Origin of the sequence: Pseudomonas sp. NBRC 111131, assembly GCF_001320525.1 — a bacterium.
GTDB lineage: Bacteria > Pseudomonadota > Gammaproteobacteria > Pseudomonadales > Pseudomonadaceae > Aquipseudomonas > Aquipseudomonas ceruminis.
The window spans coordinates 23,625-45,009 of sequence record NZ_BCBH01000035.1 but is presented as its reverse complement, the minus strand read 5'-3'; the positions used below and the strand labels follow the sequence as shown (position 1 = coordinate 45,009).

The following is a 21,385-nucleotide window of genomic DNA, read 5'->3' as shown; positions in this document are numbered from 1 at the left end:
GGCCTGTTTCGTTACTGAACACCCACTCAGTAGCGGGTGATATCCGCACTGCCTTCCAGCTGCTTGCGGTACGCCGCAAAGTCCTGCTGGCCGGCACGCGACGCGAGGTAGCGGCGAATCTGCTGCTTCTCTTCATCGCTGGCAGCAGCGCCTTCGTTGACGCCCTTGAGCTGCAACACCACCAGGCTACCATCGGCCAGGACCACACTGCCGTACTCAGGCTTGTCCTTGGCTTCTGGCTTGGCCAGACGGAACAGTGCCTGCAGCTCGGCCGGATCGATACCGTCTTGGCCACGGGTAACAGCCTCGTAGGCTTTCCAGCTCTGACCATCGTGAGCCGCACCGGCGGCGATGGAGCCGTCGCGCAGGCCGGCGATCAGTTTGTCTGCCTTGGTTTTGAGCTCAGCGGTTGCCTTTTCCTTGGCCAGGTGCTCGCTGATGTTCTTGGCCACGGCTTCCAGCGGCATCTGCTCAGGCTTGCGGTGCTCCTTGACGCGCAGTACCACGGTGGTTTCCGGGTCCAGCTCGATGGCGGTGCTGTTGGCAGCCTCCTCCAGCACTTCCTCGGAGAACGCAGCCTGGACCACGGCACGGTTGGCGGTGATGCCCTCACCACCTTCACGGCCGAATGGCGCCGAGGTGTGCACCTTGAGGTTCAGGTCCTGGGCAGGCTGGACAAGGTCCGCAGCCTCATAGGCAGCGTCCTGCAGCTGTTTGCTGGCATCAACGTAACGCTGCTCGACCAGTGGCGTTTTCAGGTCACGGGTGAGTTTGTCCTTGAGACTGGCAAAGCTTGGTACTTCCGGCGCCTGCTTGCCCAGCAGCTTGATCAGGTGGTAACCGAACTCGGTACGTACCGGTGCCGACACCTGGCCATCGTTGAGCTTGTACAGGGCGTCCTCGAAGGCTGGGTCATACACACCCGGGCCAGCGAAGCCAAGGTCGCCACCGGTGTTGGCGGAACCTGGGTCCTGGGAGAACTCCTTGGCCAGCTTGGCGAAGTCTTCACCCTTGGCCAAACGCTGCTGGACTTCCTCGATGCGGGCCTTGGCGTGGGCATCGTCAACCTTGTCGTTGACCTCGATGAGAATGTGCGCGGCATGGCGCTGCTCGGCGAGGTTGGCGATTTCTTTCTCGTACTGGGCCTTGAGCTCGTCGTCGGTGACCTTGACCTGGTCGAAGAACGCCGATTTCTTCAGCTCGATGTAGTCGATGACCACCTGGTCGGGGGTCATGAACTCCTTGGCGTGCTGATCGTAGTGCGCCTTGACCTCTTCATCGCTGACCTTGACCGCAGCCGGGTTGGCCTTGAAGGTCAGGGCGGCGAAATCGCGGGTCTGGTTTTCCAGCCGTGCGAAGGCGTCGACCTGCTGGTCGGTGACAAAGCTGCTGCCGGCAATACCGGTGCGCAGTTGCCCGATCAGCATTTCTTCGGCGAGCATCTCGCGAAATTGCATACGGCCATAGCCCATCTGGCGAATGACCTGGTCAAAACGATCGGCGTTGAACTTGCCATCGACCTGGAATTCCGGGGTTTGCAGGATCACCTGATCCAGCGCGGCCTCGGAGAAGGCGAATTTGGCGTCTTCAGCACCCTGCAACAGCAGTTTGCGATCGATCAGCCCTTTGAGCGCAGAGTCGCGCAGCAATTTCTCATCCAGCATTGCCGGGTCGAAATCCTTGCCCAACTGTTGCATCAGCTGGCGGCGCTGCATGTCGGCCGCCTGGCTCAGCTCATTCTGGCTGATGGTCTGGCCGTTCACCTTGGCAGCGTCCTGGCTATGGGTGGCGGCCTGGAAAATGGCCTCGAAGCCAGTCAACGCCATCAGCACGACGATAAGGCCGATGATGGTCTTGGCAATCCAACCTTGTGAATTGTCCCTGATATTTTGCAGCATGCGTCCCCCAGAAACGGCTGTACCACTGCGTCGACAACCGCGGAGCGTGGGTAGAATCCTGATAAAAGAAAGGCGCATCCGAGGATGCGCCTTTTCTTAGCAAACGTGTCAGGCGGGAACGTTTGCGACCCGCCATCAGCGTGCTCGAACCTGGCAAGGCCCGGTCCGGCTGAAAGAGACGACTTAGTTGACGGCGTCTTTCAGGCCTTTGCCAGCCTTGAAGCCTGGAACCTTGGCAGCAGCGATCTTGATTGCCTTGCCGGTTTGCGGGTTACGGCCGGTGCGCTCAGCGCGCTCCTTGACCGAGAAGGTACCGAAGCCAACCAGCACAACATCGTCGCCTTTTTGCAGGGCGCCCTGAACGGTTTCGATGACTGCATCCAGCGCACGGCCGGCTACAGCTTTCGGGATGTCTGCAGATGCGGCGATAGCGTCAATCAGTTCCGACTTGTTCACTCTAAGTCCCCTTATTCTCTATTGAGTTTGTTTCTAAGTATGTAATGAAAAGCGTATGAAACCTGTACTGGGTGGCCTATTGACAATAGCGTGCCGCTTTATAGCAAGGCCCCGAAAAAACTGTCAAGGAAAGCCCCCCAGGCAAAAACTACTAATGCGTGCTGATTCTTTCCTTAGCATCGCCGTCGCGCTTTTCATCTTTCGCGACAATCTCAGGAGCCACATCTGGCAAGGGCTCCGGGGCGTATTGCAGCGCAATTTGCAGGACCTCGTCAATCCATTTGACCGGTTTGATCTGCAGATCCTGTTTGATATTTTCCGGAATCTCCTTCAGATCGCGAACATTCTCCTCTGGAATGATCACTGTCTTGATCCCGCCACGGTGTGCCGCCAGCAGTTTTTCCTTCAACCCGCCGATGGCCAATACCTGGCCGCGCAAGGTGATTTCGCCAGTCATGGCAACGTCGGCACGCACTGGAATCTGGGTCAGTGCCGACACCAGCGCGGTGCACATACCGATACCGGCACTCGGGCCGTCCTTAGGCGTGGCGCCCTCAGGCATGTGGATGTGCACGTCGTGCTTCTCGTGGAAGTCGGCAGCAATGCCCAGGCTGCGGGCGCGGCTACGTACCACGGTCTGCGCGGCAGTGATCGACTCGACCATGACATCGCCCAGCGAACCGGTCTTGATCAGCTGGCCCTTGCCAGGGATGACCACTGCCTCGATGGTCAGCAACTCACCACCCACCTGCGTCCAGGCCAGGCCGGTCACCTGGCCGATCTGGTCCTGCTGCTCGGCCAGGCCGTAGCGGAACTTGCGTATGCCAAGCAGGTGTTCAAGCTGCTCGCTGGCCACCTTGACCTTGACCTGCTTCTGGCCGGCGTGCTCCTTGACCACCTTGCGGCAGACTTTGGCGATCTGCCGCTCAAGGCCACGCACCCCGGCTTCACGGGTGTAATAGCGGATGATGTCGCGAATGGCCGAAACGTCGAACTCAAGTTCTTCCTTTTTCAAGCCGTTGGCCTTGACCTGCTTGGGCACCAGGTACTTGACCGCGATGTTGATCTTCTCGTCCTCGGTGTAGCCCGGCAGGCGGATGACTTCCATGCGGTCGAGCAGCGCCGGCGGGATGTTCATCGAGTTCGAGGTGCACAGGAACATCACGTCGGAAAGGTCGTAATCGACTTCCAGGTAATGGTCGTTGAAATTGTGGTTCTGTTCGGGATCGAGCACTTCCAGCAACGCCGAAGCGGGGTCACCACGCATGTCGCTGCCCATCTTGTCGATCTCGTCGAGCAGGAACAGCGGGTTGCGGACACCCACCTTGGTCATTTTCTGGATCAGACGACCAGGCATGGAACCGATATAGGTCCGACGGTGGCCACGGATCTCGGCCTCGTCACGCACGCCACCCAGGGCCATGCGCACGAACTTGCGGTTGGTTGCGGCAGCGATCGATTCGGCCAGCGAGGTCTTGCCGACGCCGGGCGGGCCAACCAGGCACAGCACCGGACCACGGATCTTCTTCACCCGCTTCTGCACAGCGAGGTACTCGAGGATGCGTTCCTTGACCTCTTCCAGGCCATAGTGGTCAGCGTCGAGGATCTCTTCGGCCTTGGTCAGGTCCAGACGCACCTTGCTCTGAGCCTTCCACGGCACCTGCACGAGCCAGTCGAGGTAAGACCGAACGACGGTAGCCTCGGCCGACATCGGCGACATCTGCTTGAGCTTGTTCAGCTCCGCCTGGGCCTTGGCCAGGGCGTCCTTGGGCAAGCCTGCAGCCTCGATGCGCTTTTTCAGCTCTTCGACTTCGTTGTGCCCTTCGTCGCCATCACCCAGTTCTTTCTGAATGGCCTTCATCTGCTCATTCAGGTAGTACTCGCGCTGGCTACGCTCCATCTGCTTCTTGACGCGACCACGGATACGCTTTTCAACCTGCAGCAGGTCGATTTCAGCGTCCAGCAGGGCCAATACATGCTCGACACGGGTCGGCAGGTCGACGATTTCGAGGATTTCCTGCTTCTGCTCGATCTTCAGTGCCATGTGCGCGGCCATGGTATCGACCAGGCGGCCAGGCTCTTCGATGCTGTTCAGCGACGAGAGCACTTCGGCAGGGACTTTCTTGCCCAGTTGCACGTACTGCTCGAACTGCGACAGCAGGGTGCGCACGAACACTTCCGACTCGCGCTCGGCGGCGTCGGTTTCATCGATCAGGGAGACTTCGGCACGGATGTGCCCTTCTACTTCGTTAAACCGCTCAACGGCGCCACGCTGCTCGCCTTCAACCAGCACTTTGACGGTGCCATCGGGCAGTTTCAGCAGTTGCAATACGGTGGCGACGGTACCGACCCGATACAGGGCGTCTTCGCCCGGATCGTCGTCGGCTGGGTTCTTCTGGGCCAGCAGGAGAATCTGCTTCTCGCCCGTCATCGCTGCCTCAAGGGCTTCGATGGACTTTTCACGCCCCACAAACAGCGGGATGACCATGTGCGGGTAAACAACGACATCGCGCAATGGCAAAAGAGGCAAGTCGAGGGTGGTCTTCATGATTTCGCCTCTACAGCGGCCTTATGGCCGGAAACCGGTGGAAATGATGCTTGGACCTAATGTGGGGGCACGCCTGCGAAATTACAAGCGCTTGCACATGAAAAGCAGAAAGGGGCCCGTAGGCCCCCTCCTTGCTTGCTGCCATTACCCGGCTATCACCTGTATCAGGCGTCGGGCGCGGCCTTGGCTTGCGGCTCGCTGTTTTCGTAGATCAGCAGCGGCTGCGACGAACCTTCGATGACGCTCTCGTCGATGACCACCTTGCTGACATCCTTCTGCGAAGGAATCTCATACATGGTGTCGAGCAGCACGCCTTCGAGGATCGAGCGCAGACCACGGGCGCCAGTCTTGCGCTCCAGGGCCTTGCGCGCGACGGCCTTGAGCGCATCGCTGCGGAACTCGAGGTCAACGCTTTCCATCTCGAACAGCTTGGCATACTGCTTGGTCAGGGCGTTCTTCGGCTCGGTGAGGATCTGCATCAGCGCAGCTTCGTCCAGCTCGTCGAGGGTCGCCAGAACCGGCAGACGGCCGACGAACTCGGGGATCAGGCCAAACTTGACCAGATCGTCCGGCTCGACTTCGCGCAGCGACTCGCCGACCTTCTTGCCCTCTTCCTTGCTGCGCACTTCAGCGCCAAAGCCGATACCACCTTTGGTGGAGCGGTTCTGGATGACCTTTTCCAGGCCCGAGAAGGCACCACCGCAGATGAACAGGATGTTGCGGGTGTCAACCTGCAGGAATTCCTGTTGCGGGTGCTTGCGCCCCCCTTGCGGTGGCACGGAGGCCACGGTGCCTTCGATCAGCTTCAACAGCGCCTGCTGCACGCCTTCACCCGAAACGTCACGGGTGATGGACGGGTTGTCCGACTTGCGCGAAATCTTGTCGATCTCGTCGATGTAGACGATGCCCATCTGGGCTTTTTCCACGTCGTAGTCGCACTTTTGCAGCAGTTTCTGAATGATGTTCTCGACGTCCTCACCCACGTAACCGGCTTCGGTCAGGGTGGTGGCATCGGCAATGGTGAACGGCACGTTCAACAGGCGTGCAAGGGTTTCGGCGAGCAGGGTCTTGCCCGAGCCCGTTGGCCCGATGAGCAGGATGTTACTCTTGCCGAGTTCAACCTCGTCACCCTTCTTGTCACGCTGGTTCAGGCGCTTGTAGTGGTTGTACACCGCTACGGACAGCACCTTCTTGGCGCGCTCCTGACCAATCACGTATTGGTCCAGGATGCCGCTGATTTCTTTCGGCGAAGGCAATTTGTGCGCGCTGCTCTCGGCCTGGGCTTCCTGCACCTCCTCACGGATGATGTCATTGCACAGGTCGACGCACTCGTCGCAGATAAATACCGAGGGCCCGGCAATCAGTTTGCGTACTTCGTGCTGGCTTTTGCCGCAGAAGGAGCAATAAAGCAATTTGCCGCTGTCCTCGCCGTTACGGGTGTCAGTCATTCGATCGATCCAATCCGGTAGGCTTGCAACACAAGATGAAGGCAATTGCGGGCTTTTTCAAGTCCGCAGGTAGGGGCTTTGGGCACCCACCTGCTCTGGCACCTGGGTTCAGGAGGCCAGTTGCCGCTTGTCGTAGACCGAGTCGATCAGGCCGTACTCGGCCGCGCGCGAGGCGCTCATGAAGTTGTCACGTTCGGTGTCGCGCTTGATGGTCTCGAGATCCTGGCCAGTGTGGTAGGCCAACAGCTCGTTCAGGCGCGCCTTGATATTGAGGATTTCCTGGGCATGGATCTCGATATCGGTAGCCTGGCCCTGGAAGCCGCCCAGCGGCTGATGGATCATCACACGCGAGTTCGGCAGGCAGTGGCGCTTGCCCTTGGCGCCAGCGGCCAACAGGAAGGCACCCATGCTGCAGGCCTGGCCGATGCAGATGGTCGAGACGTCCGGCTTGATGAACTGCATGGTGTCGTAGATCGACATGCCAGCAGTGACGGAGCCGCCCGGGGAGTTGATGTACAGATGGATATCCTTGTCCGGGTTTTCCGCCTCAAGGAACAGCAGTTGCGCCACCACCAGGTTGGCCATGTAGTCCTCTACCGGGCCAACCAGGAAGATCACTCGCTCCTTCAACAGGCGCGAGTAGATGTCATAGGCGCGTTCGCCACGGGCGGACTGCTCGATAACCATCGGGACCAGGCCGCCTGCGGCCTGGATGTCAGAGCTCTGCTGAATATAAGAATTGCGGGACATGTCCTGCGCTCACTCCCAAATAGTCATGGCTTGAATACGCACAAGCCAGCGCGAAGGCTGGCTTGTGGGGGTTTCCTACGAGAGAACCGTATTACTCAGCTTCGGCAGGAGCCTGTGCTGGTTTTACCGCGTCTTCGTACGAGACCGACTTGTCGGTCACAGTCGCTTTCTGCAGAACAGTATCTACAACTTGTTCTTCCAGCACAACCGAACGCACTTCGTTCAGCTGCTGGTCGTTCTTGTAGTACCAGGCGATGACCTGTTCAGGTTCCTGGTAAGCCGAAGCCATTTCTTCGATCATTTCGCGAACCTTGCCTTCGTCAGGCTTCAGCTCGAACTGCTTGACCACTTCAGCGACGATCAGGCCCAGCACCACGCGACGCTTGGCTTGCTCTTCGAACAGCTCGGCCGGCAGTTGCTCTGGCTTGATGTTGCCACCGAACTGCTGAACAGCCTGGACGCGCAGGCGGTTGACTTCGTTTTCCAGCAGGGCTTTCGGCACTTCGATCGGGTTGGCGGCCAGCAGACCGTCCATGACCTGGTTCTTCACCTTGGTCTTGATCGCCTGGCGCAGTTCACGCTCCATGTTCTTGCGAACTTCGGCACGGAAGCCTTCCAGGGTCGATTCCTTGATACCGAACTGGGCGAAGAACGCTTCGTTCAGTTCTGGCAACTGAGGTGCCGAAACGCTGTTGACGGTGATGGTGAACTCGGCGGCTTTGCCAGCCAGGTCCAGGTTCTGGTAGTCCTCAGGGAAGGTCACGTTGACAACGCGCTCTTCGCCTGCCTTGGCGCCAACCAGGCCATCTTCGAAGCCCGGGATCATGCGGCCAGAGCCCAGTACCAGCTGAGTGCCCTTGGCCGAACCGCCGGCGAAGGCTTCACCGTCGACTTTGCCAACGAAGTCGATATTGACCTGGTCGTCTTTCTCGGCGGCGCGCTCAACGGCTTCGAAACGGACGTTCTGCTTGCGCAGCACTTCCAGCATGTTGTCCAGGTCGGCGTCAGCCACTTCGGCGGTCAGGCGCTCGACGCTGATCGACTCCAGACCGGCAACGGTGAACTCAGGGAATACTTCGAAGATAGCAACGAATTCCAGGTCCTTGCCCTTTTCGAAGGACTTCGGCTCAACGGCCGGAGCGCCAGCCGGGTTCAGCTTCTGCTCGACGATGGCTTCGTAGAAGGAAGCCTGGACCAGGTCACCGAACGCTTCCTGACGGGCATCGGCTTCGAAACGCTGACGGATCACGCTCATCGGCACCTTGCCTGGGCGGAAGCCCGCAACCTTGGCGCGCTTGGCAGTCTGTTGCAGACGCTTGTTGACTTCGTTCTCGACGCGCTCGGCCGGAACGGCGATGGTCATGCGGCGCTCGAGAGCGGAAGTGTTTTCAACAGAAACTTGCATGGATATTCCTCGTTGCACAGACGTTAGCCGGCGATAGCCCGACTCCAGAATCAAGGGCAAGCATTCTAGTGAGTCACGCACCAGAAGTCACCCCACTCGGGACGACGGGAAACCACGCCGGTCGATTAGCTTGCAAGGCCCGCACGGCGTGCCGCCGGGCCTCTTTATATAAGTAGGGTGCGCAGCGCCTTTGGCGGCACGCAACCGAAATACCTTGTCAAACAACTGCGCCCTGCGAAAACGCCCCTATTGCGGGTCGATTTCATTGAACTGGCAGTACTCCTCCCACTCCACCCCCAGCGCCTCGGCCACCTCACGGTGTGTTTCCAGGCGCATCGCGTGCAGTTGCTCAGGGCTTTCGGCGATCAGTTGCAGCGCCAGCTCCCAGGGCTGGAGGCCCTGCTCATCGGCCGCATCCTCGAACGCCCATTCGATCTGCTGGGCCTGCTCACGCGCATCCAGCTCACGAATCTCTTCGAGCAGTTGCGGGTTGGCTTCGGCGAAGCGCTGCAGCGCCAAGGCCTGGCGGGCTTCTTTTGCAATCATGGCGCAACTCCTCTACCGACCACTGGGCCGGCGTTTCAACCGGCTGAAATCTATCAGCTTTTATAGCTTCGCCACCAGAGCACGAAACACTGGCTTGAGCCCGCACAAAGATGGGGTCGCCCGCTCCAGACACAACCCCGCCTGCGCATAAAATCAGACGAAACTGATATTCGGGCGCTGCGCGCCGTACACCACCCGCGCCGCCGTGACCAACTGATGAGGCACCTCAACGAAAGGCACGTCCGAATTGGTCAGCGCCATGTCGAAGAGTTTCACCAGCACCGAATCACGACGCACGAGAATGACATCGGACCAGTCGGTATTGGTCATGGCCACGGGGATGAAGTCGGAGCGTTTCATGAAACTGCCAAGCGCCTCCAGCACACCCAGGTTCTGCCGAGTGCCGTGATGACTGTGGCAGCAGTCGTTCAACATCATGATGCCGTCAGGCCCCAACAACTCCTGGTAATACATCATGTCGCGCAGCACGAATTCGTACTGGTGGTTGGCATCCACGTAGACCAGGTCGAATTGCTCGATACCGGTCTGCTCGCGAATCTTCGCGATGGCACCGATGCTGTCAGCGCGAATCACGGCAACTTCAGGCATGTCGATGAATTTTGCCAGGCACTCCTGGTACAGCCGCTCCCAGGTCGCGTCATCGTGCAACGAGCCACCGTAGTAGTACTCGTACTCATCAACCGGCGAAACCCATGGCGGCAACTGATCGAACGGGCTATAGGCCTTGTTCGCATCCTTGCTCCAGCTATCTGCCAGCACCATGCGGGCCGGCGACAACGCCGCACGCAACTTCAGTGCGTTCTCGCCGCGCAGCACGCCCACTTCTGCAACCACCGGACGCTTGTCCATCGCGTCGAACACTGCGCGCAACACCTGATACAGGTTAACTCGATGCGTATTGCAAACTTTCATGTCAGTTCCTTTTCTCGGGGGGGCGACGCCCGGCATAACACTTCAGGCGGCACAAAGGCGTCGTACAAGCAAGAACCTGACCAACTGCTGACTCAACGACACAACCCGCACGAACAGGGCTTACGCTGCGATCAGTGAGCGGGACACGCCAATGAAATGGCACCCACACCCGCCTGACAGACGCACAACGCCTGACTACCGACACGGGAAGGCAATGGATCGCCACCGGCCTTGCACTGACTGAAAGGAAGGGAAAAGAGAGATGGTGCGGACGAAGAGACTCGAACTCTTACAGCTTGCGCCGCTGGAACCTAAATCCAGTGTGTCTACCAATTCCACCACGTCCGCGTGGAGCAGAAAAAACAAAGGCGCCTGATTATACAATCAAGGCGCCTTCGAAAAATATGGGGTGGACGATGGGAATCGAACCCACGACAACTGGAATCACAATCCAGCGCTCTACCAACTGAGCTACGCCCACCATATTGCGGTGTTGCAATGTTGCAGTACAGCCCTACAGAAGCATGGTGCGGACGAAGAGACTCGAACTCTTACAGCTTGCGCCGCTGGAACCTAAATCCAGTGTGTCTACCAATTTCACCACGTCCGCGTAACGCTTAAAACAAAGGCGCCAGATCTACAATCAAGGCGCCTCTGAAGAATATGGGGTGGACGATGGGAATCGAACCCACGACAACTGGAATCACAATCCAGCGCTCTACCAACTGAGCTACGCCCACCATATCGCTATACAGCCTTACTTGCTTGCCCAAGCTGCCTAATGGCGCACCCGGCAGGACTCGAACCTGCGACCATCCGCTTAGAAGGCGGATGCTCTATCCAGCTGAGCTACGGGCGCATAAGCTTAAAGCCTAACCGAACGAGCGGTAAACAAACCACCCATTCTGCCCGACTTCGCCAACCAGTGCTAGGCTGTGCCCGACAAGTGCGGCGAATCTTATAGGCGAGCCGCAAAAGCGTCAACACCTTTCGCAAAAAAATTTAAATTATTTAAGGGGTTAGGGGATTTGCCCGACCACCCGCCTTTGCCCTCGGGCCGTGTCGTGCGAGAATGCGCCCTCTTTATTGTTCCTTTCTCGATGGTTAATCACGCGTCTATGACTGCACACCTAATCGATGGCAAGGCGATCGCCGCCAACCTGCGCAAGCAGATCGCTCAACGTGTCGAGGAGCGTCGCCAGCAAGGCCTGCGCACGCCCGGCCTGGCAGTGATCCTGGTCGGCACCGACCCCGCCTCCCAAGTCTATGTCTCGCACAAGCGCAAGGACTGCGAAGAGGTCGGCTTCATTTCGCAGGCCTTCGACCTGCCCAGCGATACCACGCAGCACGCCCTCACCGAGCTGATCGACCGCCTCAATGACGACCCGGCTGTGGACGGCATCCTGCTGCAGTTGCCACTGCCTGAGCACCTGGACGCCTCCCTGCTGCTTGAACGCATCCGCCCGGACAAGGATGTCGATGGCTTCCACCCGTACAATATCGGCCGCCTGGCCCAGCGCATTCCGCTGCTGCGCCCATGCACGCCAAAAGGCATCATGACCCTGCTGGAAAGCACCGGGCAGGACCTGTACGGCATGAACGCGGTCATTGTCGGCGCCTCCAACATCGTAGGCCGCCCCATGGCCATGGAGCTGCTGCTGGCCGGCTGCACCGTGACCGTCTGCCACCGCTTCACCAAGGACCTGGCCGGCCACGTCGGCCGTGCCGACCTGGTGGTGGTCGCCGCCGGCAAGCCGGGGCTGGTCAAGGGTGAGTGGGTCAAGGAAGGCGCCATCGTCATCGACGTGGGCATCAACCGCCAGGACGATGGCAAGCTGGTCGGCGACGTGGTCTATGAGACCGCCCTGCCCCGCGCCGGCTGGATCACGCCGGTACCGGGCGGTGTCGGGCCGATGACCCGGGCATGCCTGCTGGAGAACACCCTGTATGCCGCTGAAGCGCTGCACAAATAAGTTGGCGTAAGTAAGAACGGCACCTCTGGCAGGTGCCGTTTTTTTTGCCCAGCCCTTTCCTAGCAGGCGGCCGGCTGACCTTGCCCCTGCCCGCAGCAGCCGTACCACGGGCTAAAAACGCCTGCGCGACCGAACCTTTGTTGAACGCCAGCGGATGAAGCGAAGGCAGGGGCTACTGCACCAGCCCTGCCTTCTAGTCGCATGAGAGAGCAAGCTCTGGCAAGCCGATTGCATCGGCAAAACTGGCACAGGCCACCCCAGCGGGTGCTTTACCGTCACTGAGCGGGAGCAGTTGCCCCCGCCCAACGGCATGCACCGACATAGAGCCAGTAACGCCAGATTGCCCCACAACTGGTCAGACCGGTAAGGCCAAAAACCCTTGCAAAGTCGGATTTTTCGCGCTTTTATGGTCCCGCGCTGAACAAACCGGTAAGACCACAACAATAATGAAGTCCTGCGCTCTTTCGCCCCGTGCGGCACCGAAGCAAGGACACCGATCAGAGATCACTCCCATGCTCAAATGGTGCTCGCGTTCGATCTTCCTGCAAGTCGTGCTCGGCCTTGCCCTCGGCATCGCCTGCGGCCTCAGTTTCCCCGACCTTTCCCTGCAACTCAAACCCCTCGGCGACGGCTTCATCAAGCTGATCAAGATGCTCATCGGCCTGATCGTCTTCTGCGTGGTGGTCAGTGGCATTTCTGGGGCCGGCGACCTGAAAAAGGTCGGGCGCATCGGCCTGAAATCGGTGATCTACTTCGAGGTGCTGACCACCATCGCCCTGGTGATCGGCCTGGTGTTCGCCTTCAGCAGCGGCATTGGCAGCGGTGCCAACATTCACCTGGACCAGTTGTCCAGCGCCGACGCCAGCAGCCTGGCCGAGCGAGGCCAGCATATCCACGGTGCCACCGCGTTCTTCATGGACCTGATTCCGACCTCGGTCGTCGGCGCATTCGCCGACAACAACATCCTTCAGGTGTTGCTGTTCTCGGTGCTGTTCGGCAGCGCCCTGAATGTGGTCGGTGACTCGGCCGCCGGCATATCGCGGCTGATCAACGAACTCAGCCATGTGATCTTCCGCATCATGGGCATGATCGTGCGCCTGGCGCCGATCGGCGTGTTCGGCGCCATCGCCTTCACCACCAGCAAGTACGGCCTTCAGTCCCTGCAGCACCTGGGTGGCCTGGTGGCGCTGTTCTACCTGACTTGCGCCGGTTTCGTGCTGATCATCCTTGGCACCGTGATGCGCGTATCGGGGCTCAAGCTGCTGCCCTTCATCAAGTACCTGCGCGAGGAGCTGACCATCGTCCTCGGCACCGCCTCGTCCGACGCCGTGCTGCCCCAGATCATGCGCAAGCTCGAGCACCTTGGGATTGGCAGCTCCACGGTGGGCCTGGTGATCCCGACCGGCTACTCGTTCAACCTCGACGGTTTCTCCATCTACCTGACGCTGGCCATCGTGTTCATCGCCAATGCCACCGGCACGCCCCTGGCGATGACCGACCTGCTGACCATCCTGCTGGTATCACTGGTGACTTCCAAGGGCGCTCACGGCATCCCAGGGTCGGCGCTGGTGATTCTTGCCGCCACCCTGACCGCCGTGCCTGCGATCCCAGTAGTGGGCCTGGTGCTGGTATTGGCGGTGGACTGGTTCATGGGTATTGGCCGCGCCTTGACCAACCTGATCGGCAACTGCGTGGCCACCGTGGCCATTGCCCGCTGGGAAAAGGACATTGACCTGGAGCGCGCGCAGAACGTGCTCGATGGCAAACCCGGCTTCGCCCATGCCCCGCGCAAGCAGCCCAACGCCCATCAACAGGAATTCTGAGCGAACCTGGCCGGCAATGACGCCGGCCTTTTCAGGAGCGAACCGTGATCAGCTCATCGACCGTCGTCAACTCAGTGGTGGAAAAACTGCGCAAGGCCCTGGCCCGTGGCCAATGGCGCTCCGGCGACATGCTGCCCGGCCAGCGCGAACTGGCCGAACAGCTGGGCATCAGCCGCCCCAGCCTACGCGAGGCGGTAACGGTGCTGGAAACCCTTGGCCTGGTACGTTCGCTACCGGGCAAGGGCGTGCTGGTGCTGGATGCAGACATGGCCGCGCAGGAGCCCGGCATCGACAACGCTGCGCCAGCGAGCCTGGCCGATGTACTGGAGCTGCGCTATACCCTCGAACCCTTCATCGTCGGCCTGGTGGCGCAATCGGCCAACAGCCAGGACATCGGCCAACTGCGCCTGACCCTGATGGACATGCGCGAGGCGCTGGATGCCGATGACAGCGAAGCGGGCATCAAGGCCTACATTGCCTTCCACGAGGCCCTGTTCGCCCTGACTACCAATCCGATCTTCCAGCGTGTGGTGCAGCAAACCGGCAACGCGCTCAAGCAAAGCGCCAGCATGCTGCGCAACTCACCGGAACACCTGGCCGCGCGGCTCAAGGAAAACGAAGCCGTGGTACGCGCCATCCGCGACCGCAACAGCGCCCAGGCCAGCGCCCAGATGCGCCAGCACATCCTTGCCGAAGGCCTGCGCATGGGTATCGAACTGAACATCCCGGATGACCATCCGCGCCAATGACCCCAGGAGAGCGCCCATGACCGCCTGCGCCCACACCGAACCGCGTTTGCCCGCCCTGCTCGCCACCGGTGAGACACGCCTGTCGGCCGACCAGATCTACCCGCGCCTGTTCGATGCCATTCTCGAACAACGGCTGCCGCCGGGCAGCCTGCTGCCGGAACAGGCACTGGGTAATGCCTTTGGCGTCAGCCGCACCGTGATTCGCCGGGTGCTCGGGCGCCTGTCGGACCAGCAGGTCGTGGTGCAACGCCCCAGCCATACCGCGCACTTGGCCGCGCCTGACCCGCAGCAGGCGCGCCAGGTGCTCAGTGCCCGGCGCCTGGCCGAAACCACGCTGATCAGCCTGGCCGCGCAGCGTGCGCGCCCGGCGCAGGTGCGCCAGTTGCGGCTGCTGGTCGAGCGCGAACGCCAGCACCACGAACGCGGTGAGCGCTGCGCGGCCATCCGCCTGGGCGGCGAGTTTCACCTCAAGCTCGCGCAGGTGGCCGCCAACGCGCCGCTGGCACGGTTTCTCAACGGCCTGGTACCGATGACCTCGCTGATCATCGCCCGCTACGAGTCCCCCTGCTGCGACCACTGCGCCTGGGAAGAGCATGCAGCGATCATCGATGCTGTAGAAGCCGGCGATGGCGCGGCGGCGCTGGCGTTGATGCATGATCACCTTGACCGCCTGGAAGAAAAACTCGACCTCAGCTAAAAGGGCAACCCTGGCGATGGGCTGCAAGGCAGCCCCTGGACCCGCGCCCTATACTCGGATAACCACTGGCCTCACATCCGGGAGGCGGTCGCGTGAGCCCGCGCATCCTCTTGCTGCTTTGCCTGGTGCTGGCCTTGGGCGCCTGCGCCGGCAAGCCCCCGCCTGCCCCACCGCCACCTGCCGTGCTCAACCCGGCCACCTGGCAGCGCATCGACCAGGACCTGATCGATGCCTCGGCCGGTGCTGCCGGTTCGGCCAACGATTACGCGCGGCGCTCGATGCGGGTATGGAAAGAGCAGGTGCAACAACGTACCGAAAGCGACTTCATTCCGTGGTTCACGGGCTATTGGACCCAGCAGTGGCTGACGCTCAAGGTTGCCTGGTACAAGCTCGACAGCGGCGAAGGCCGCGAACCGGCGGAAAAACGCCTGGCCCTGTACCTGCAGGAGCAGTACCACAATCGGGTGATCGACCCGGTGGCCGAGCAGATCAACCCGGAGGCTATCCGCGACCGCGCGTGCGAGTTGTATGTGCAACTGCTCGGTCAGCAACTGCCGGCCATCATCCAGCGCTACAATGCCCCGCCCGAGCAATTCAGCCAGCGCCTCAACCGCATCCCGGCCATCGCCCTGGGCCCGCCACCGGCGCGCGACGCCAGCCTGTATGAATTGCTGCGGGCCAAATCCCTCGACCAACAACCAGCCTGGCTCGCCCTGCGCGAACACCTGCACCAGCAAGCCGCCAAAGGCCCTGGGAAAACTGACGTGGGTTTGTCGTCGGTGGCCAACCGCGCCAGCGAGAAACTGGGCGCGACCCTGGCACCGCGCGGTATCGCCAGCGCGGTGGCGAGCGCGGTGGGTAAGGTGGCCGGTGCGATGATTTCGGTGGCAGCGGCCGGCTACGGCATGGTCACCCATGACCGCGAGCACCCGGAGATGGTCGAACAGTTGCGGGTAATCCTCAACGTCGCGCTCAACCAGGAGTGGCAGGAGCTGATGGAGAACCGCCAGAGCGGCGCCATGGCCGGGGTGTACTACCTGTCGGGGCAGGTCGAGGACAGCCTGCTGGCCAGTGCGCAGCGGCCGCAGGACCCGTTGTTGATGCGCCTGCCGCCTTAGCGGTGGTTGGGCCGGCCTTTACGCGACCCAAGTCCTTCACTGCATCACGCGGCCGCCAGCGCCGACGTGGGCAAGCCAAAGATGCGGTCGAATGCCCAGTTGTAGGCGAAGGTGTAGCACGGCACCAGGATGATGAACGCCAGGTCCACCAGGAAGGCCTCGACCAGGCTCATGCCCATCCACCAGGCAATCAGCGGGATCAGGTACACCACCAACGTCAGCTGGAAGCCGATGGCATGGGCCACGCGCCGGGCCACGCTGCGGCCTCGCTTGGCCTGGCGGCTCTCCCAATACTCGAACAGGCTGTTGTAGATCAGGTTCCAGAGCATGGCGATGGTGGTGATCATGACCGCCAGCGGCCCCGTGTGCGAGGCCTCGGTGTCTGACAGGTAAGCCAACCCCAACGTCGACATGCACAGGCCGATCAGTTCGTAGAAAGTCACGTAGACCAGTTTGCGTTTCAGTCCTTGCACCGGGGTTACCTCATGTGACGAAAAGCGAAGGGCGCAAGAATGCTTCAATCTTATTGACAGAAAAAGTCTGCAGCTATCAGATTGATTGACAGGAGGCTGCCATGAATTTTTCCAGTGACAACATTCAACTCTTTCTCGCCGTACTTGACCGCGGCTCGTTTTCCGCCGCCGCCCGCGCCCTTGGCCGGGTGCCTTCAGCGGTCAGCATGGCGATTGGCAACCTCGAGGCCGAGCTGGGCTATGCGCTGTTCGAACGCGGCCCGCGCGAGGTACGCCCTAGTGCCCAAGCCCTGGCGCTGGAACCCCACGCACGGCTGATCGCCGAGCAGTTGGGGCTGTTGCAGGTGCATGCCCTGGAGCTGTCCCAGGGGCTGGAAAGCCGCCTGACGCTGGCCGTGGCCCCAGACATCGACCACCGCCCGTTGCTGGCGGCTATCGCCACCCTCGGGGAGCGCTTCCCGCTGCTGGACATCGGCTTGGTCAGTGCGCCCCAGGAGCACGCCCTGCACCTGCTGCACAGCGGCCGCGCCGACCTGTGCCTGGCATTTGCCGGCCTGCAGGTCGATGCCCGCCTGGGTTTCCAGCACATCGGTATGGAGTCACTGGTGGCGACCCTGTCCCCCACCCACCCGGCGCTGGTCCACGGACGTATCCATTACCTGGAAGACCTGATCAACGTGCGCCAGATCCTGGTGCGCAGCCGCGACCTGCCTTTGAGTGACCCCCGTGCATTGATCGGCGCCACCCACTGGTCCACCGACAGTTTCGACTTTGCCCTGCAGATGGTCGAAGCCGGCCTTGGCTGGGGTGATCTGCCGCTGTCGCGGGTCGCGCCATTGATCGACACCGGGCGCCTGGTGCGCCTGCACTTTCGCAATACCCGCAACGAACTGCAGCTGCCGGTGCATGCGTTCTGGCGCAAGCAGCAACCGCTGCGCCAGGCGGCGCGTTTGCTGATTGAGCAACTGGCAAAACGCTAGGCTACCGTCCGTCGAAATCCCATTAGCTTGTGGGTGTAACTGTTTCAATTTTTTACCCAAAGAGCCGATAGCGGAGGGACAGGACCCGCCATCGCGCCACGAGCGCGCGGCGCCCTCCCCTCCATGGCTCAAGGTCTCGAAACATGAACCTGAAATTTCGCCACAAGATCCTGCTCAGCGCCTGCGGCGTTGTGGTGCTGGCATTTGCGCTGTTCACGCTCTACAACGATTACCTACAACGCAACACCATCGGCCAGAACATCGCGTCATCGGTGCAACAGTCCGGCGCATTGGCCGCCAGCAGTGTGCAGAACTGGATGAGCGGGCGCATCCTGGTGCTGGAGAACCTGGCCCAGGACATCGCCGAGCAAGGGGCTGGCGAGACACTGGCCGGGCTGATCGAGCAGCCTTCCTATACCCGCAACTTCCTGTTCACCTACCTGGGCCAGGCCAACGGCGTATTTACCCAGCGCCCCGACACGCAAATGCCCGCCGGTTACGACCCACGCCAGCGCCCGTGGTACGCCAGCGCCGCAAACGCCGGGCAGACCGTGCTCACCGCGCCTTACCAGGGCGCTGTCGGCGGCCTGATGGTGACCATCGCCACACCGGTGAAAAGCAAACGTAACGGCGAGCTGATCGGCGTGGTCGGCGGCGACCTGACCCTGGATACCCTGGTGCAGATCATCAACTCGGTCGACTTCGGCGGCATCGGCCATGCCTTCCTCGCCGACAGCAGCGGCCAGGTGATCGTCAGCCCGGACAAAGACCAGGTGATGAAGAACCTCAAGGACATCTACCCTGGCAGCGGCCTGCACGTCGCCGCAGGCATGCAGGACGTCACCCTCGATGGTAAGGACCGGCTGATTTCCTTCGCCCCGGTTGCCGGGCTGCCGTCGGCACAGTGGTACATTGGCCTGTCGATCGACAAGGACAAAGCCTACGCCGCGCTCGGCCAGTTCCGCACCTCGGCGATCATCGCCATGCTCATCGCCGTGGCCGTCATCGCCGGCCTGCTGGGCCTGCTGATCCCGGTGTTGATGCGCCCGTTGACCACCATGGGCCGCGCCATGCGCGATATCGCCGAAGGTGAAGGCGACCTGACCCGTCGCCTGGACGTGCAGCACCAGGACGAGTTCGGCGAACTGGCGACCTCGTTCAACCGCTTCGTCGAGCGCATCCACACCTCGATCCGTGAAGTGTCCTCGGCCACCCGCCTGGTGCACGACCTGTCGGAAAAGGTGGTCAACGCCTCCAACGCCTCGATCATCGGCTCTGAAGAGCAGAGCATGCGCACCAACAGCGTCGCAGCGGCCATCAACGAACTGGGCGCCGCCACCCAGGAAATCGCCCGCAACGCCGCCGACGCTTCGCAACACGCCAGCGGCGCCAGCGAGCAGGCCAACGGTGGGCGGCAAGTGGTTGAAGAAGCGATCAACGCCATGGCAGCGCTGTCGCAGCGCATCAGTGAATCCTGCGAGCAGATTGAAACGCTCAATGCCAGCACCGACGAAATCGGCAAGATCCTTGACGTGATCAAGGGCATCTCCCAGCAGACCAACCTGCTGGCGCTCAATGCCGCCATCGAAGCAGCCCGTGCTGGCGAGGCCGGGCGTGGGTTTGCCGTGGTTGCCGACGAGGTGCGCAACCTGGCGCACCGTACCCAGGAGTCGGCCGAGGAAATCCACCGCATGATCACCAGCCTGCAAGTGGGTTCCCGCGAAGCGGTGCACACCATGAACACCAGCCAGGTGTCCAGCGAGCAGACCGTGCAGGTCGCCAACCAGGCCGGTGAACGCCTGGCCAGCGTCACTCAACGTATCGGCGAGATCGATGGCATGAACCAATCGGTGGCGACTGCGACCGAAGAGCAGACGGCGGTGGTCGAAAGCCTGAACCTGGATATCACCCAGATCAATGTCCTCAACCAACAAGGGGTGGAAAACCTCAACCAGACGCTGCAGCATTGCGATGCTCTGGCCCAGCAGGCCGGGCGGCTCAAGCAACTGGTCGGCAGCTTCCGTATCTGATGCCCATTGGGGGCGCTTGGCGCCCCTGAACCACCATCGGCTTACCCACCCTGGCTCGCCGCACCCGGTGAACCTTCGACGGTTCTGGTTGTGGCCAGCAGGGTTGTACGCGGGCTTATCCGCGCACAGGGCTCACTCACTGCTCGCCGACATAGGCCTGCACTTCAATTTCCACATCCACGCCCAGTGCCAGCGCCGAGGCCACTGTCGAGCGCACTGGCAGCGCAGCACCGAAGAACGTCTTGTACACCTCGTTGAAACCGCCGAAATGGCCCATGTCCGATAACCACACCGTCACCTTGACCACCTGATCGAACCGCGCGCCGCAGGCCTCCAGGCTCTCGGCGATACGCTCGCAGGCTGCGCGGGTCTGGGTCTGGATGTCACCACGTACCACCTCGCCCGAGGCGTTCATTGGCACCTGCCCGGACAGGAACAGGAAGCCGCCCGCCTTGACCGCGCGCGAGAACGGAAACGGCAGGCTGCTGGGGAAACGCTGGATGTCATTGCTCATGGAAACACTCCTTCGAGGATTACTGGAAACGTGCAGGGGGCAGGCGCGAAGCGCCCGCTGCCGATTGGATAGCATAACCACCTTGCGCTGACATCGGGCCTCAGGAAGGTGGTAATGACGGACCACTGAGAGGCAGTAGCGCTCTGCGTTCGCAGTTATAACCTAATAACGAACAAGTCTATTTGGCTATAAAAAAATCTATATGCTGGCAGCCATCCGATCACGGGCAAAAGCTGGGCAGTCGAGTAGCGTATGGATGTAGGTTCTTTCGGTTTCACCATTGCCGGACTGGTTGTGGGGTTCATCGTCGGCATGACCGGCGTGGGTGGCGGTTCGCTGATGACGCCGATCCTGCTGTGGTTTGGCATCAATCCAGCCACCGCCGTTGGCACCGACCTGCTCTATGCCGCCATCACCAAAGCCAGTGGCGTCTGGGTGCATGGGCGCAACAAGAACATCGACTGGAAGATCACCGGCCTGCTCAGCCTGGGCAGTGTCCCAGCGGCCGCGCTGACCCTGTGGTTCCTCAGCACCTTGCACACCGATACCTCAGCGCTCAATGCCATCATCAAGCAGGGCCTGGCAGTGGTGTTGATCCTCACTGCGCTGGCAATCCTGTTCAAGTCGCGCCTGCAGGCGTTCGCCAACCGCCATGCCGGTGACCATTACCACCTCAGCGACCGCAGCCTGAACACCCTGACCGTGCTCACCGGCGTGGTGCTGGGCGTGATGGTCACCCTCACGTCGATCGGTGCCGGCGCACTGGGCACTGTGGCGCTGTTTCTGCTGTATCCGTTCCTGGTCACCCGCCGCCTGGTGGGCACCGAGATCGCCCACGCCGTCCCCCTGACGCTGGTGGCCGGCCTTGGCCATGCCGGTATGGGCAACATGGACTGGTCGCTACTGGGTTATCTGCTACTTGGCTCGCTGCCGGGCATCTACCTGGGCAGCCACCTCACCGGGCGGATTTCGGACCGCGTGCTGCGGCCATGCCTGGCGGGCATGCTGTTGCTGATCGGGTACAAGCTGGCATTCTGACAAGGC

18 protein-coding genes, 5 tRNA genes and 1 pseudogene are annotated in these 21,385 nt (G+C 61.2%); 9 read left to right on the top strand and 15 right to left on the bottom strand.

Annotation, left to right across the window (positions count from 1 at the left end):
- Positions 1 to 26: 26 nt before the first annotated feature.
- The 13 genes from APH34_RS23655 to APH34_RS23595 all read right to left on the bottom strand — a co-directional run bounded on the left by APH34_RS23655 (position 27) and on the right by APH34_RS23595 (position 10,843).
- Entirely contained in the window at positions 27 to 1,898 is a 1,872-nt protein-coding gene (locus tag APH34_RS23655) for a SurA N-terminal domain-containing protein (RefSeq protein ID WP_054903206.1), read from the bottom strand.
- Positions 1,899 to 2,081: 183 nt separating this feature from the next.
- On the bottom strand, positions 2,082 to 2,354 hold the full coding sequence (locus APH34_RS23650; RefSeq protein ID WP_054903205.1) for an HU family DNA-binding protein: 273 nt from the start codon (positions 2,352 to 2,354) through the stop codon (positions 2,082 to 2,084).
- A 151-nt stretch (positions 2,355 to 2,505) separates the two neighbouring features.
- Complete coding sequence (gene lon, locus APH34_RS23645) at positions 2,506 to 4,902, bottom strand: endopeptidase La (protein WP_054903204.1); 2,397 nt, start codon at positions 4,900 to 4,902, stop codon at positions 2,506 to 2,508.
- A gap of 164 nt (positions 4,903 to 5,066) precedes the next feature.
- A complete protein-coding gene (gene clpX, locus APH34_RS23640) occupies positions 5,067 to 6,350 on the bottom strand; it encodes an ATP-dependent Clp protease ATP-binding subunit ClpX (protein WP_054903203.1) in 1,284 nt (427 codons plus the stop codon).
- 108 nt (positions 6,351 to 6,458) lie between these two features.
- On the bottom strand, positions 6,459 to 7,100 hold the full coding sequence (gene clpP, locus APH34_RS23635) for an ATP-dependent Clp endopeptidase proteolytic subunit ClpP (RefSeq protein WP_003259400.1): 642 nt from the start codon (positions 7,098 to 7,100) through the stop codon (positions 6,459 to 6,461).
- A 91-nt stretch (positions 7,101 to 7,191) separates the two neighbouring features.
- The gene (gene tig, locus APH34_RS23630; protein WP_054903202.1) at positions 7,192 to 8,505 is read right to left on the bottom strand and encodes a trigger factor; all 1,314 of its coding nucleotides are present in this window, start codon (positions 8,503 to 8,505) and stop codon (positions 7,192 to 7,194) included.
- Between the two features lie 246 nt (positions 8,506 to 8,751).
- Positions 8,752 to 9,051, bottom strand: coding sequence for a DUF6388 family protein (locus APH34_RS23625; protein ID WP_054903201.1), 300 nt, complete (start codon positions 9,049 to 9,051; stop codon positions 8,752 to 8,754).
- A gap of 153 nt (positions 9,052 to 9,204) precedes the next feature.
- Positions 9,205 to 9,984: a class I SAM-dependent methyltransferase gene (locus APH34_RS23620; protein ID WP_054903200.1), complete on the bottom strand. Its 780-nt coding sequence runs from the start codon at positions 9,982 to 9,984 to the stop codon at positions 9,205 to 9,207.
- A 263-nt stretch (positions 9,985 to 10,247) separates the two neighbouring features.
- Positions 10,248 to 10,332 (bottom strand) — tRNA-Leu (locus APH34_RS23615).
- 57 nt (positions 10,333 to 10,389) lie between these two features.
- A tRNA-His gene (locus tag APH34_RS23610) sits at positions 10,390 to 10,465 on the bottom strand.
- A 44-nt stretch (positions 10,466 to 10,509) separates the two neighbouring features.
- A tRNA-Leu gene (locus tag APH34_RS23605) sits at positions 10,510 to 10,594 on the bottom strand.
- 54 nt (positions 10,595 to 10,648) lie between these two features.
- Positions 10,649 to 10,724: transfer RNA gene (locus APH34_RS23600), tRNA-His, on the bottom strand.
- A 42-nt stretch (positions 10,725 to 10,766) separates the two neighbouring features.
- Positions 10,767 to 10,843, bottom strand: a tRNA-Arg gene (locus tag APH34_RS23595).
- A 259-nt stretch (positions 10,844 to 11,102) separates the two neighbouring features.
- Here APH34_RS23595 and folD point away from each other — a divergent pair.
- The 5 genes from folD to APH34_RS23570 all read left to right on the top strand — a co-directional run bounded on the left by folD (position 11,103) and on the right by APH34_RS23570 (position 16,344).
- A complete protein-coding gene (gene folD, locus APH34_RS23590) occupies positions 11,103 to 11,957 on the top strand; it encodes a bifunctional methylenetetrahydrofolate dehydrogenase/methenyltetrahydrofolate cyclohydrolase FolD (protein WP_054903199.1) in 855 nt (284 codons plus the stop codon).
- 512 nt (positions 11,958 to 12,469) lie between these two features.
- Positions 12,470 to 13,780 (top strand): C4-dicarboxylate transporter DctA, encoded by a 1,311-nt coding sequence (locus APH34_RS23585; RefSeq protein ID WP_054903198.1) that lies wholly within the window; start codon positions 12,470 to 12,472, stop codon positions 13,778 to 13,780.
- A gap of 44 nt (positions 13,781 to 13,824) precedes the next feature.
- Positions 13,825 to 14,529, top strand: a complete 705-nt coding sequence (locus APH34_RS23580; RefSeq protein WP_054903197.1) for a FadR/GntR family transcriptional regulator — start codon at positions 13,825 to 13,827, stop codon at positions 14,527 to 14,529.
- Between the two features lie 16 nt (positions 14,530 to 14,545).
- A complete protein-coding gene (locus tag APH34_RS23575; RefSeq protein ID WP_054903196.1) occupies positions 14,546 to 15,226 on the top strand; it encodes a GntR family transcriptional regulator in 681 nt (226 codons plus the stop codon).
- A 92-nt stretch (positions 15,227 to 15,318) separates the two neighbouring features.
- On the top strand, positions 15,319 to 16,344 hold the full coding sequence (locus APH34_RS23570; RefSeq protein ID WP_054903195.1) for a hypothetical protein: 1,026 nt from the start codon (positions 15,319 to 15,321) through the stop codon (positions 16,342 to 16,344).
- Between the two features lie 44 nt (positions 16,345 to 16,388).
- On the opposite strand, the gene APH34_RS23565 is transcribed toward APH34_RS23570, so the two are convergent.
- Positions 16,389 to 16,817 (bottom strand): PACE efflux transporter, encoded by a 429-nt coding sequence (locus APH34_RS23565; RefSeq protein WP_054903194.1) that lies wholly within the window; start codon positions 16,815 to 16,817, stop codon positions 16,389 to 16,391.
- A 101-nt stretch (positions 16,818 to 16,918) separates the two neighbouring features.
- Here APH34_RS23565 and APH34_RS23560 point away from each other — a divergent pair, with 101 nt between their 5' ends.
- The 3 genes and pseudogenes from APH34_RS23560 (at position 16,919) to APH34_RS30420 (ending at position 19,827) form a co-directional block, all read left to right on the top strand.
- Positions 16,919 to 17,797 (top strand): LysR family transcriptional regulator, encoded by an 879-nt coding sequence (locus tag APH34_RS23560; RefSeq protein ID WP_054903193.1) that lies wholly within the window; start codon positions 16,919 to 16,921, stop codon positions 17,795 to 17,797.
- Positions 17,798 to 17,940: 143 nt separating this feature from the next.
- A pseudogene (gene mcpA, locus APH34_RS30425) lies at positions 17,941 to 18,969 on the top strand (methyl-accepting chemotaxis protein McpA); the annotation flags it as partial.
- Between the two features lie 117 nt (positions 18,970 to 19,086).
- On the top strand, positions 19,087 to 19,827 hold the full coding sequence (locus APH34_RS30420; protein ID WP_371263323.1) for a methyl-accepting chemotaxis protein: 741 nt from the start codon (positions 19,087 to 19,089) through the stop codon (positions 19,825 to 19,827).
- A gap of 136 nt (positions 19,828 to 19,963) precedes the next feature.
- Here the strand turns inward: APH34_RS30420 and APH34_RS23550 are convergent, their stop codons facing one another.
- The gene (locus APH34_RS23550; RefSeq protein ID WP_054903191.1) at positions 19,964 to 20,341 is read right to left on the bottom strand and encodes a RidA family protein; all 378 of its coding nucleotides are present in this window, start codon (positions 20,339 to 20,341) and stop codon (positions 19,964 to 19,966) included.
- 252 nt (positions 20,342 to 20,593) lie between these two features.
- On the opposite strand from APH34_RS23550, the gene APH34_RS23545 reads away from it, so the two are divergent.
- The gene (locus tag APH34_RS23545) at positions 20,594 to 21,379 is read left to right on the top strand and encodes a sulfite exporter TauE/SafE family protein (RefSeq protein ID WP_054903190.1); all 786 of its coding nucleotides are present in this window, start codon (positions 20,594 to 20,596) and stop codon (positions 21,377 to 21,379) included.
- Positions 21,380 to 21,385: the final 6 nt, after the last annotated feature.

Bases quoted from the DNA above. Each gene is read 5' to 3' on its own strand.
- clpX (WP_054903203.1), bottom strand. From the start codon at position 6,350: ATGACTGACACCCGTAACGGCGAGGACAGCGGCAAATTGCTTTATTGC.
- APH34_RS23560 (WP_054903193.1), top strand. From the start codon at position 16,919: ATGAATTTTTCCAGTGACAACATTCAACTCTTTCTCGCCGTACTTGAC.
- APH34_RS23625 (WP_054903201.1), bottom strand. From the start codon at position 9,051: ATGATTGCAAAAGAAGCCCGCCAGGCCTTGGCGCTGCAGCGCTTCGCC.
- tig (WP_054903202.1), bottom strand. From the start codon at position 8,505: ATGCAAGTTTCTGTTGAAAACACTTCCGCTCTCGAGCGCCGCATGACC.
- lon (WP_054903204.1), bottom strand. From the start codon at position 4,902: ATGAAGACCACCCTCGACTTGCCTCTTTTGCCATTGCGCGATGTCGTT.
- APH34_RS23550 (WP_054903191.1), bottom strand. From the start codon at position 20,341: ATGAGCAATGACATCCAGCGTTTCCCCAGCAGCCTGCCGTTTCCGTTC.
- APH34_RS30420 (WP_371263323.1), top strand. From the start codon at position 19,087: ATGCGCACCAACAGCGTCGCAGCGGCCATCAACGAACTGGGCGCCGCC.
- folD (WP_054903199.1), top strand. From the start codon at position 11,103: ATGACTGCACACCTAATCGATGGCAAGGCGATCGCCGCCAACCTGCGC.
- APH34_RS23545 (WP_054903190.1), top strand. From the start codon at position 20,594: ATGGATGTAGGTTCTTTCGGTTTCACCATTGCCGGACTGGTTGTGGGG.
- clpP (WP_003259400.1), bottom strand. From the start codon at position 7,100: ATGTCCCGCAATTCTTATATTCAGCAGAGCTCTGACATCCAGGCCGCA.
- APH34_RS23655 (WP_054903206.1), bottom strand. From the start codon at position 1,898: ATGCTGCAAAATATCAGGGACAATTCACAAGGTTGGATTGCCAAGACC.
- APH34_RS23575 (WP_054903196.1), top strand. From the start codon at position 14,546: ATGACCGCCTGCGCCCACACCGAACCGCGTTTGCCCGCCCTGCTCGCC.
- APH34_RS23585 (WP_054903198.1), top strand. From the start codon at position 12,470: ATGCTCAAATGGTGCTCGCGTTCGATCTTCCTGCAAGTCGTGCTCGGC.
- APH34_RS23620 (WP_054903200.1), bottom strand. From the start codon at position 9,984: ATGAAAGTTTGCAATACGCATCGAGTTAACCTGTATCAGGTGTTGCGC.